The following is a 12,039-nucleotide window of genomic DNA, read 5'->3' as shown; positions in this document are numbered from 1 at the left end:
GCCTACTATGACTTAAAAAAATATGATTTAGCGATCGCTGATTACAACAAGGCGATCGCACTGGATCAGAACTATGCTCATCCTTACTATAGTCTGGGTTTAATTGCTGAGACTACTGGAGATATTCAAACCGCGATAAAGAATTATGAAAAAGCTGCCGCATTGTACCAGCAACAAGGGGATGATATCTGGTATCAAAATGCGATGAGTAATTTAAAAAGATTGAAAGGATATTAGGTTGTTGTTCCGAAAAAACCAGAAAATTAATCCCATCCTGTAGGGGCGAAGCATGACCGCAGGAGAAACAGGGTTTCTGCAACAATTTATGCTTCATACCGAAAACTTGATTAAGAAACCCGGTTTCTGAAAACCATAAATTTAATCCGGCCATGCTTCGCCCTAACCCCGACGATTGATTCATGGGTTAATCTATTTTTTTATGGCCTAAATATTCGGGCGAAGCATTCCGGTATAGAGGTTATCTTTTAAAGTCATAAATTTACTGCCGGAATGCTTCGCCCCTACATTCGACGGCTGATAGCAAGCAAAGAAACCCGGTTTCTGTGGCTTTAACCACAAAGACACAAAGAACACGAAGAGGAAAGAAGAGAGGCGAATAATGTCCCGATTGAAATTCTCATCGCTTAAAAAAGATAACATGACTAATTATGATTGTTTTTGCTGCAATAAGCGCGATCGAATATGACTCAAATCCGGTTGAATATCCGATAGCTTTTCCTTGACAGCTTCGGCTACTTTTTCCCTGCGATTTAGATAAGCATCGAGGGAATCTCGGTGGCGAAGATAGTAGCCAATTGTCACATAAACATCAGACAATGACAAGGTAGAATATCTCTGGACAATTGACTCAGGAGATGCTCCATCCTGAAAAGCTCGAATAACTAATTCTAGCAATACCCTTGAATTGCCAACTCTAATCGCTCCGGTTTCATGCTCTTGAAGCGGAGGAGTTTCACATTCTAGAACTAAACTCATTCATTAATCTCCGATATGAAATATTTGCTGACTATATTATAGCTTAATAATAGCAGCAAAGAAACCGGGTTTCTGTGGTGGATATTACAGCGTTTTTATATTAAATATACCACAAATCCCTGTAGGGGCGAAGCATTCCGGCAGACAAATTAAGTAGGTGAACATAATTAATTGCACTTTTCGTTCCCCGCCGATAGGCTGTGGATTCCCGCCTTCGCGGGAATGACAGTTTTTTTCTGATATGGTATGTGGTGCATTTATTTCTGCCCGTCTACTTATTGCTGAAAATATTAATCCAAATACCGGAAGGCTTCGCCCGATCGCGGTTTAGTAAGAAAGAAAACCGCTGTAGGGTTAACTGTTGATTGCAAAAAAGAAACCCGGTTTCTGGGTTTCTCAGAATCAAGAAACCCCAATACGGTTTCTATGGGAATGCCCCAACTTAATCGTTCCATTTGCTTAAACTCTGACCAACGGGGAAATTTACCATCAGTAAATTTAAAAGTGTCAATCCCCCCTAAAGGATATTTTAACCGACCATTAATTCCCACTAAATAACCATGCTGATTTAAAATCGGGCCGCCACTCATTCCTGATTCAATCTCATTAGTATAACCGATTTGATATCCTTCTTCTAGGGGACGGTCTAATTGCATGGCTAATCTGCCGGTGGTTAACCGAAATGCTTTTAATCCCCAGTCGCGAGTATTGTTAATTCTGGTTTGGGTTTCGTCATGCCATTGCCAATTAGGAAATCCGGCAGCGTAGAGCAAATCTCCCACCCAAACTTGCCGATTTTCCAGTAATTTGACTACGGGATAAGACCGGGAACTGCTAAATTTAACTAGGGCAATATCTAAGTTGCCAAATTTCTCTGGAGAAATCCATTGGGCGGGATGAATTGCCCCATCTTGTGTTAAAATATGATAGTCAGTACCCGTTGAATCTTCTACTACATGGCGATTGGTTAATACGGTATATAATATGGTGTAATTCTGCGGTTGCTGTTGAATAATTACCCCGGAACCGGCACTATCTTTGGTGAAAATTCTGACGGTGACTTGTTGGGCGATTTCTGCGACGCGATCGCTGCCTATTGGTGGTGATATAGTTGGTAAATTGATGCTAAGTTTAAATTCGGTAATTTCTAGGAATAGCCAGAAGATAATCGAGAGGAATATTCTGATTAGTAGCCGGATGGCAAATTTTCTGGTCATCGGGAGATTGTCACAGTGATTTGATGATTTGGATATTTGTGATATTTTCTTCACATAGATTATCAACAGATGCCAATAATTTGTATCATGGGTAAGTAACAAAGAGGTAAGCACTGATGCAACTGTATATGATTCGGCATGGGATTGCCGCAGATGCGACGGAATTTGTCAAAGACGCAGACCGAGCATTGACCCCAGAAGGCGATCGCAAAACGGCAAAAGTCGCCAAACAATTACATAAAATGCAGATTCACTTCGATCTGATCTTAACCAGTCCCCTACTGCGAGCCCAACAAACCGCAAAAATACTTCAAGAGGCTGGTTTGTCAGCAAAAATTGAAGAATCTCCTCACCTAGCGCCCGCAGGAGAAATCAAAGATTGGTTAAAGTGGCTAGAACCCAAGAAAGAAAAAGGATGTAACTCTTTGGCGATCGTCGGGCATCAGCCAAATTTAGGCCACTGGGCGGAAATTTTACTCTGGGGAGAAACTGCCGATGCTTTAGTGGTGAAAAAAGCGGGAATTATCGGCTTAACCTTGCCAGACTTGGGTTCGCCGATCGCTCGGAGTGAGTTATTTTGGTTCACTTCGCCAAAATTGTTAATTTTTGATCCGTAAAAAGCAAAAAGATCATTATGAAATCAGAGATAGCCAAAAGTTTCTGGTAAGTTACCTTCATATTCAATTAAAGATGAAAGAGATTTAACCATGACGGGCGACAACGCTAAAAGAAATCTCGAGTTCAAACCTGGCCTAGAAGGTGTCCCAGTTACTCTCTCCGGTATCAGTTTCGTGGATGGACTTAATGGGATTTTGGAGTACCGGGGAATTCCCATTACAGACTTGGCTAACCATAGTTCGTTTGTCGAAACTTCCTATCTATTAATTTGGGGGCATCTGCCCAACGAGCAAGAACTCAAGGATTTTGAGCATGAAATCCGTTACCACCGACGGATTAAATACCGGATTCGGGACATGATGAAATGCTTTCCCGAAACTGGTCATCCAATGGACGCACTGCAAGCTTGTGCCGCCGCCCTGGGCTTATTTTACTCTCGGCGAGCCTTAGATAATCCCCAATATATCCGGGATGCGGTGGTGAGACTATTAGCCAAAATCCCGACAATGGTCGCCGCTTTTGACATGATGCGGAAAGGGAACGATCCCATCCAGCCCCGTGATGATTTGGATTATTCCGCCAATTTTCTCTATATGTTGACGGAACGGGAACCAGACCCACTCTCCGCCCAAGTATTTGATATTTGCTTAACCTTGCACGCGGAACATACCATTAATGCTTCTACGTTCTCCGCTAGAGTCACCGCCTCTACCCTAACTGACCCGTATGCAGTGATTGCCTCTGCGGTAGGAACTTTGGCAGGCCCATTGCACGGTGGGGCGAATGAAGAAGTGCTGACAATGTTAGAAGAAATTGGTTCGGTGGAAAATGTTCGCCCGTATGTGGAGAAATGTATCGAAACCAAATCTAAGATTATGGGATTTGGACACCGGGTTTATAAGGTGAAAGATCCTCGTTCCACGATCTTACAAAACTTGGCCGAAAAATTGTTTGAAAAGTTTGGCCATGATGAGTATTACGAAATTGCCCTGGAACTGGAAAAAGTCGTTCACGAAAAAATGGGACAAAAGGGCATTTATGCTAATGTGGACTTCTATTCTGGTCTGGTTTATCGCAAATTAGGAATTCCATCGGATTTATTTACCCCGATTTTTGCGATCGCCCGTGTCGCTGGTTGGTTAGCCCACTGGAAAGAACAACTGAATGAAAACCGGATTTATCGTCCGACCCAAATTTACACAGGTTCTCATAATGCCGAATATGTGTCACTGCATGAACGCCCAACAGGGAACGATCGCGATTCGGTCAATTTTTGAGGCAGCATCATCGAGGTGACTCTGACCAGTCATCTCGATTCTGGTAATCTGCCGATCGCCAAGAGATATTTGTCTTAAACACCTGTATCACCAACCGGGTTTCAGTTGGCAAAATTAATATCATTCAGTGCCGAAACTCATCGGCATTAGTCCGTTGAAATCCGGTTTGTTAATCGTCAGGATTTTTTAGCAACAATCAACCGACAACGATTAACAATTGTTTGCTTTTTATCCAGACACGCAAAAGGCAGGCAAAAGGCACGCAAAAGGCACGCAAAAGGCACGCAAAAGGCACGCAGTGAAGATTCAATTGTCAACAGTCAACCCGATTAATTAGCGGTTTCCTGTTGCTTTGGATTTATCCGGTGCTTTTGGTTTTCGGGCAGTTTTCGTAGCGGGTTTTGTCTGTTTAGTTTGACCAGTTAAATCCCCAGTCGAACTCTGTCCATCTCCGGTATCACCGGCGATCGCATTGGTTGCCGTTCTTCGGGTAGTGGTTCTGAAGGTGACATTCACTCCTTCATTAGATTGCTCCAATACCAACAAAGGTGTAGGTTTGGCTTTTTGATCCCAATGAATATAAGCAACTCGACCTTGAATTGTTGGCTGCCAAGTATCGTGATCTTCTTTAGTAGTTAAATAGGTTTCCAAGCAATCAATAATTTGACTAATAGTTTTGGAGGTAGCTTGAGTTGGCAGTTTAGTTAGTTTAATTTGTACGCGGAATAATACTCGCTTTTCCGGTCTTTCAATTTCTCCGGCTTCATATTCCACATCAAAAGTTTCCTCAACCAAACGTCCAGCCCCTCGATTGTCAATATTGGGACGTAAAGCCAGGGTAATTTGCTCTTTAACTTTCACTTTAATTTGGTTGACAATGGCAAAATGGAAATTTTCTTCCTCCATCCGCAACCGTAAATAATCTAAGTTAAACTCTCTAGAGTGTATGAGGTCTGGATTTTTCTCCATTTTACTAATGGTAGAAAGAGCCATTTTCATCTTTTTGTTCATTTCTTTATTTTTAAAATCTTCAAACTGCATCTTTTTTTTCATGCTTTTTATTTGCATATTTGCATATAAAAAAGATAGCAGCATCAACACGAAAAACACTCCAGAGGTTCCCATCCAAATTCGGTAGTCCGTGAAAAGATTATTCACCGGAGCTTCTGCGGGGGGTTTGCTGGTCTGGGCTTTGGTCTGGGCTAATATTGGTTGAATTGGGATAAGAGAGTTTGACATAGGTATAATCTTTAAAAAGTGACTGGTCAGAGACTCGGAGAAAAGTTACCAATTTTACTTAAAAAATCCGGTTTAAAAAAGGCGGACAGCTATCAGCCATCTATCACCAGATAGTTTGTGCCTAAATTGGCATTTTACTGGCAAATCAGAGATTTTTTGGCTCGGAAAATTTAACATAATAATCACTTCGCTCCTTTTTGTCTATTTTTACATCAATTTTTGATCGATGCCCAGACCCAAAATATCCATGATTTTTTTAGGATCGGCTCTTTTCGCTCAGAAATCTCGATCGCCTCTAAGTTTTTATGGGAGAGAAGACCATCAAGCACCTGACTTCTATGATATCAAATTCCGTTGCATAGTTGCAATTAAAAGTGAGAATACCCATCACTGAGCCTTTAACGGTTATTTGTTGTTAGTTATTTGTTGTTAGTTGTTTGTTTTTAGTTATTGGTTAGTTGTTTGTTATTTGTTATTTGTTAATTATTGGTTATTAGTTTATTGTTATTTGTTATGCGTGATTAACAACAAAGAACCAAAGAATCCCTACCCAAAGAATCCCTACCCAAAGAATCCCCCCAACCCCCCTTCAAGGGAGGGACAACCAACCAACAACCAACCAACAACCAACAACCAACCAACAACCAACCAACAACCAACAACCAACAACCAAATTTGTTAAGGTTAAATCTGACCAAAGTCAATATTTCTAGTAGATTCGACCTAATGACCTGTTTACCTTTATCGGCAGCGATCGCCTGTAATTTTCATCACGATGTCCGTTTAGTGGCAACGGATTTTGATGGCACTTTGACAAAATGCGGGAAAATTACCGCTGATTTACTCCAAAGTTTAACAGATTTGGCCGATGCGGGATTTTCGGTTTTGATTGTCACGGGGCGATCGGCTGGGTGGGTGAATGGGTTAGCAACTTATTTGCCCGTCATAGGGGCGATCGCCGAAAATGGCGGAGTATTTTTTTCCCACCGAGACACGGATCCGCCAGTGATTTTAAGTGCGATCGCTGACCTGTCAGAACATAAACTCAAGTTAGCCCAAACTTTTGCCAGTTTGCAAGAGAAATTTCCCCAAATTCAAGAAAGTGCCGATAATCGGTTTCGTTTAACCGATTGGACATTTGATGTTCACGGACTTAGCTACGAAGATTTACAAAGAATCAATGCATTCTGTCAGCAAGCTGGTTGGGGATTTACCTACAGTTCTATTCAATGTCACATTAAACTCGCTACTCAAGAAAAAGGCAGCGCTTTACAAAAATTATTATCCTTACATTTTCCCGAATATTCACCCCAACAAGTTCTCACCGTGGGGGATAGTCCCAACGATGAAAGCTTATTTAATTCGTCGTTATTTCCCCTTTCCGTTGGGGTGGGGAATTTGTGGGAATATCTGCCTCGTCTCACCCATACACCCGCCTATATAACTCAGGAAAAAGAAGTGGAAGGATTTCGGAAGTTAGTGCGATGTTTAACTAATGCTTCTTAGGTTTTGTTGCCGATAAAATCCCAAATAGTTTAAAAAATTGGCAGCAAATGGTGAGATAATGGTGAGATAATTAATTCTAGCAAGTTTTCATCGGAGTATTGATGTTATGGCTTACTGGCTATTTCAAGGAAATCCTAAATATTATAAAGTGACTCAGGCGATTCAAGATTTTGAGGAAATGTTATGGTTAGTGACTCGTTACGGGAAAGAAATTGCCGTGGGTGATGAGGTGATAATTTGGATGGCGGGAAACGATGCGGGAATATACGCGATCGCCGAAATTATTGAACCTGCCCAATTCCGTTCTGAAGTGAGCGATCGCGACTATTGGCTGGATAAAACTCGCATAGGAATTAAGCCCCAAGCGAAAATTCGTTTCACCAAAAAATTCTTAGAAAAGCCTCTATTACGCAGTACATTAAAAGAAGACCCACTATTGCAAAAGTTATTAGTTATCCGTGCCCCAAATAGCACCAATTATAAGATGAATTCTGAGGAATGGCAAGCAGTGATGAAGTTACTTTCTGTTAAATAATTGTTAATTGTTGTTGGTTGATTGTTCTTGGTTATTGGTTCTTTGTTATTTGTTCTTGGTTCTTACTGTTCGCCAACCAACAACCAACCAACAACCAACCAACAACAACCAACAACCAACCAACAACCAATATGCTAATTCGCCTATCCCAAACTTATCTCAATCATTTAGAAACTTGTCCAAGAAAATTTCAGCTAATTTATCTAGAACAACTCAGTTCGCCTATTAGTCCAGACCAAGAAGAAAAGTTAGCTTGGGGAAAACAATTTCACTTGCTAATGCAGCAGAGAGAATTAGGTTTATCCGTAGAACTTTTATTTCAGGCTGACCCAAAAATGTGGGAGTCTTTTCAGGCGATCGCCCAAGGGGCGCCGGAGATTTTTTTACCCAGTCCTAATTCTGCCACTTTTCGCCAAGCTGAACATCTCAGAACCTGGAAAATTGATAATTTTTTATTAACAGTGGTTTATGACTTATTAATTGCCGAAGAAAGCAGCGCCCAAATTATTGATTGGAAAACCTATCCGCGTCCCCCAGTCCGGCAAAAAGTGGCGGAAAATTGGCAAACTCGTCTCTATTTATTGGTGTTAGCAGAAACTAGCGATTATTTGCCAGAACAGCTATCAATGACTTATTGGTTTGTGGAGTCGGCAAGAGACCAAGGCAGTGAGAAAAATCTTGACGATCATCGTGATGGGCGATTCCCTCCGGGATCGCTGCGCGAATCGCGGTCTAGCCAATGTTTAAAATTTATCAGCGATCGACAACAACACGAACAAACCAAACAAGACCTCAGCCAACTTTTAACCAAGTTACAACGCTGGTTAAAAGACTATGAAAACGGCCAACCATTTCCCCAAGTTCCCGAAAATTCCGGCAAATGTCAAAATTGCCAATTTTCTGTCATTTGTAAGCGCGATTAAGTTCCTGTATGGGCGAAGCATTCGGGGTAAAATATCGGGAAAAAATGTTTACTTTTTCCCATACATACCTCTCAGGGCGAAGCATACTCTTCGAGAAGGCTTCGCCTACGGGTACAAAATTTTGATTACTTTCCATAAATTATTTGCCCAAATGCTTCGCCCCTACAGCCGCAAATAACCAACAACCAATAACCAACAAAAGAATCCCTACCCACCAATAACCAACAACCAAAGAATCTCTACCCAACAACCAACAACCATTAACCGTCAACTTTCAAATTTTTCAGGGCATTTTCTGCGGCATTTTTTTCCGCATCTTGTTTACGACGACCTATTCCCGACCCATAAACCTTACCCTTCACCCGCACTTCCGCCGTAAATTCCTTAGCATGATCAGGCCCTGACTCTTTAACAATCACATACTCAGGATTTTTCCCAAATTTGTCCAAAGACCATTGCTGAAACCGATTTTTAGGGTCAATCAAATGTTTGGGATTTTCATCAACTTGGGGCAAGGCAATGCTTTTTACTACCGGAGTAAATAGCCGTTTAACATAAGCCCGAACGGATGTAATATTAGAGTCCAGATAGTAAGCGCCGATCATCGCTTCAAACGTATCACAAAGTAAAGAAGGATTATCCCTGGCTCCATCTTTAATTGCCCCTTGACCCAGGCGCATCTTTGACCCTAATTTTAGTTCCCGTGCTAAGGTCGCTAATTGCTTTTCCTCCACTAAAGCGGAACGCATCCGAGTTAATTGGGCTTCGCTCATATCGGGATAATTTTTGTACAAAAAATCGCCAATCAGAAAACCGAGTACCGCGTCACCGAGAAACTCTAGCCGCTCATTATCTTCCGCAATTTCCGGGTGTTCGTTCACATAAGAACGGTGAGTCAAGGCTTGATCTAATAGTGACTGATTGTTAAATTTAGGCAGTTCTGACATTTTTAGTGCTTCTGTTTTAGTGCTTTTGTTACTGAATAGATTAAGCGATCGCCAATGATAGCAAATTTATCCGCGTTGCATATATCCCACATTCCGCACTTCAAAATGTAGTATATGAGACTAATAATTCAAAGCTTGTTATTATAAAAGCTTTGAAAACTATAAGTAAAAATACATCATCAATTATTGACATTACTTGTCAATAGCCGAAGCTGTAACCCAATTCGTTGAAAAACCTCTTAGTCGTGCGGAATATGGGGTGCAAAGCCGAAAATTTTGGCAGTTGTCAATAGTTATTGGCAGAAATTTTGTCACTAAAAAAACACAAAAGACACAGAGAAAATCTCTTTGTGTCCTTTGTGTTTTTATCACAGCGTTTCTGTGGTATTTTCTGTGACGCTAAATTAATTAGCTGGTAATTAGCCTGGCTTCAAACCCAGCTAATTACTAAGTTTTAGAGAGCCTTAGCTTTCGCCACCACATTATCCACAGTGAAGCCCATTTTGTCCATGATAATATCACCAGGAGCGGAGGCACCGAAACCATCAATAGTCACGGTAGCACCGGCAGAACCCACATAACGACACCAGCCAAAGCTAGAGGCAGCTTCTACCGCCAAGCGCTTGGTCACGGCCTTGGGCAGGACGGATTCGCGATAAGCTTCGTCTTGCTCGTCGAACAGTTCCCAGCAAGGCATAGAAACCACGCGAACTTTATGGCCTTCAGCGGTTAACTTCTCAGCAGCATCCACACAAAGGCTGACTTCGCTGCCAGTGCCGATCAGGATAATGTCAGGGGTGCCATCGCAGTCCACGACGATATAAGCACCTTTAGCCACACCTTCAATAGAACTGCCAGCCAAGTTGGGCAGATTTTGCCGGGTCAGGGCCAACAGGGTGGGACGCTTGCGATTTTCGATCGCCACCTTATAAGCGCCAGAGGTTTCATTACCATCAGCGGGACGCATCACCAACAAATTGGGAATCACGCGCAGGGAGGCAATGGTTTCTACGGGCTGGTGGGTGGGGCCATCTTCACCCAGGGCGATGGAGTCGTGGGTCATCACCCAAATCACGCCCGCTTCAGACAGGGCAGACAGACGGATGGCGGCCCGCATATAGTCAGCAAACACCAAGAAGGTAGCACCGTAAGGAATTAACCCAGAGTTGTGCAGGGCTAGACCATTACAAATGGCACCCATGCCATGCTCGCGGACGCCAAAGCGGAGGTTACGATTGTGGTAGGCACCTTTTTGGAAATCTCCAGAGACTTTCATTAAAGTCAGGTTGGAGTGGGTCAGGTCAGCGGAACCACCAATCAGTTCAGGAATTGCCGGGGCTAAAGCATTCAGAGTAATTTCCGAATGTTTGCGGGTGGCCACTCCCTTGTCTGCGGGGGTATAGGTGGGTAGAACTTTTTCCCAGCCTTCGGGTAACTTGCCAGCGATCATGCGCTCGAATTCGGCAGCATCAGCAGCATACTTGGCTTTATAAGTGGCAAAAGTTTGACTCCACTCAGCTTCGGAGGCAGCACCCCGCTCGATCGCCTTACGGAAATGGCTCAGTGCATCTGCTGGCAACTCAAAGGGTTCGTATTCCCAACCGAGGTTTTCGCGGGTAAATTTGACTTCATCGGCACCGAGGGCAGCCCCGTGAACGCCAGCGGTATTGCCCTTGTTGGGGGAACCGTAGCCGATGGTGGTTCTGACTTTAATTAAAGAAGGCTTGTCGGTGACGGCTTTAGCGGCGGCGATCGCTTTTTCAATGGCGGCCAGGTCGGTATTGCCATCGGCGACTTCTTGAACGTGCCAACCATAAGCTTCAAAGCGCTTACCCACATCTTCGGTAAAGGAGATACTGGTATCACCGTCGATGGAGATATGGTTATCATCGTAGAGGGCAATCAGTTTGCCCAGGCCGAGGTGTCCGGCCAGTGAGCAAGCTTCTCCAGAGACACCTTCCATATTGCAACCATCACCGAGGATGACATAGGTGTAGTGGTCTACAATAGTGCAATCTGGCTTGTTAAACTTGGCGGCTAAATGAGCTTCCGCCATTGCCAAACCCACGCCGTTGGCAATTCCTTGTCCCAGGGGTCCGGTAGTCACTTCCACCCCAGGAGTTTCAAAGTTTTCTGGGTGTCCGGGAGTTTTGGAACCCCATTGACGGAATTGCTTAATGTCGTCAATGGTTACGCTGTCGTAGCCAGTGAGGTAAAGCAAGGCGTATTGCAACATACAGCCATGTCCGGCAGACAGGACAAAGCGATCGCGGTTGAACCATTGGGGATTTTTGGGATTGAACCGCATAAAACGATCCCAAAGCACAAATGCCATAGGAGCGGCACCCATTGGCAGACCTGGGTGGCCTGACTTCGCCTTTTCTACCGCGTCAATGGCCAGAAAGCGAATTGAATTAATACAAAGTTCTTCGAGTGATGGTTTAGTTGCAACGGCCATAATATCTGATTGGTAACGACGATTTTAACATAAATAAGGTGGGCTGATTGCCAAAATTTGTCTTTCAGCACACCAGGGAACAAATTCGCCCATGTTCTGAGCGAAGATTAACAGATAAAGGGATGCCCCCCATCGGTTAACACCATGATCCCACTAGGGGTATTTCTAAGCAAGGGGTAAAAAATAAAAATACAGAGAAGCAGGGGTGCGGGGGTGCGGGGGGGCGGGGGGGCAGGGGGGCAGGGGGGTCCGCCATCGGCAGGGGAGCCGGGGGGCGGGGGGGCGGGGGAAAGTGAAAAGTCGTAGGGGATTTCTGGCCAGAA

General features: G+C 43.5%; 12 protein-coding genes. 6 read left to right on the top strand and 6 right to left on the bottom strand.

From position 1 onward, the window contains the following. Positions 1-237 (top strand): tetratricopeptide repeat protein (locus AM228_RS14625; protein WP_156331804.1); only part of this gene is annotated, 237 nt, incomplete at its 5' end. Positions 238-444: 207 nt separating this feature from the next. Here the strand turns inward: AM228_RS14625 and AM228_RS32720 are convergent. The 3 genes from AM228_RS32720 to AM228_RS14615 form a co-directional block, all read right to left on the bottom strand. Further along, entirely contained in the window at positions 445-660 is a 216-nt protein-coding gene (locus tag AM228_RS32720) for a hypothetical protein (RefSeq protein ID WP_156331799.1), read from the bottom strand. 6 nt (positions 661-666) lie between these two features. Further along, a complete protein-coding gene (locus AM228_RS14620; RefSeq protein ID WP_054466840.1) occupies positions 667-996 on the bottom strand; it encodes a DUF433 domain-containing protein in 330 nt (109 codons plus the stop codon). 290 nt (positions 997-1,286) lie between these two features. After that, positions 1,287-2,213, bottom strand: a complete 927-nt coding sequence (locus AM228_RS14615; protein WP_054466839.1) for a serine protease — start codon at positions 2,211-2,213, stop codon at positions 1,287-1,289. Positions 2,214-2,329: 116 nt separating this feature from the next. Between AM228_RS14615 and sixA the strand changes: the two genes are divergently transcribed. Together sixA and AM228_RS14605 are read left to right on the top strand one after the other, a co-directional pair. Further along, positions 2,330-2,830: a phosphohistidine phosphatase SixA gene (gene sixA, locus AM228_RS14610; RefSeq protein WP_054466838.1), complete on the top strand. Its 501-nt coding sequence runs from the start codon at positions 2,330-2,332 to the stop codon at positions 2,828-2,830. A gap of 90 nt (positions 2,831-2,920) precedes the next feature. Beyond that, positions 2,921-4,108, top strand: coding sequence for a citrate synthase (locus tag AM228_RS14605; RefSeq protein ID WP_054466837.1), 1,188 nt, complete (start codon positions 2,921-2,923; stop codon positions 4,106-4,108). 333 nt (positions 4,109-4,441) lie between these two features. On the opposite strand, the gene AM228_RS14600 is transcribed toward AM228_RS14605, so the two are convergent. Next, positions 4,442-5,347, bottom strand: coding sequence for a hypothetical protein (locus AM228_RS14600; protein ID WP_054466836.1), 906 nt, complete (start codon positions 5,345-5,347; stop codon positions 4,442-4,444). 726 nt (positions 5,348-6,073) lie between these two features. On the opposite strand from AM228_RS14600, the gene AM228_RS14595 reads away from it, so the two are divergent. The 3 genes from AM228_RS14595 to AM228_RS14585 all read left to right on the top strand — a co-directional run bounded on the left by AM228_RS14595 (position 6,074) and on the right by AM228_RS14585 (position 8,311). Next, the gene (locus AM228_RS14595) at positions 6,074-6,853 is read left to right on the top strand and encodes an HAD family hydrolase (RefSeq protein WP_054466835.1); all 780 of its coding nucleotides are present in this window, start codon (positions 6,074-6,076) and stop codon (positions 6,851-6,853) included. Between the two features lie 106 nt (positions 6,854-6,959). Next, complete coding sequence (locus AM228_RS14590; RefSeq protein ID WP_054466834.1) at positions 6,960-7,388, top strand: EVE domain-containing protein; 429 nt, start codon at positions 6,960-6,962, stop codon at positions 7,386-7,388. Between the two features lie 131 nt (positions 7,389-7,519). Beyond that, positions 7,520-8,311 (top strand): PD-(D/E)XK nuclease family protein, encoded by a 792-nt coding sequence (locus tag AM228_RS14585; RefSeq protein WP_054466833.1) that lies wholly within the window; start codon positions 7,520-7,522, stop codon positions 8,309-8,311. A 260-nt stretch (positions 8,312-8,571) separates the two neighbouring features. Here AM228_RS14585 and rnc read toward each other — a convergent pair whose 3' ends face one another. Together rnc and tkt are read right to left on the bottom strand one after the other, a co-directional pair. Further along, the gene (gene rnc, locus AM228_RS14580; RefSeq protein ID WP_054466832.1) at positions 8,572-9,258 is read right to left on the bottom strand and encodes a ribonuclease III; all 687 of its coding nucleotides are present in this window, start codon (positions 9,256-9,258) and stop codon (positions 8,572-8,574) included. Positions 9,259-9,712: 454 nt separating this feature from the next. Then, positions 9,713-11,716, bottom strand: a complete 2,004-nt coding sequence (gene tkt, locus AM228_RS14575; RefSeq protein WP_054466831.1) for a transketolase — start codon at positions 11,714-11,716, stop codon at positions 9,713-9,715. Positions 11,717-12,039 lie beyond the last annotated feature (323 nt).

This window comes from Planktothricoides sp. SR001, from assembly GCF_001276715.1.
In the GTDB taxonomy this organism is placed as follows: domain Bacteria; phylum Cyanobacteriota; class Cyanobacteriia; order Cyanobacteriales; family Laspinemataceae; genus Planktothricoides; species Planktothricoides raciborskii.
The sequence above is the reverse complement of the archived record's forward strand: the minus strand, read 5'-3'. Positions and strand labels throughout refer to the sequence as shown.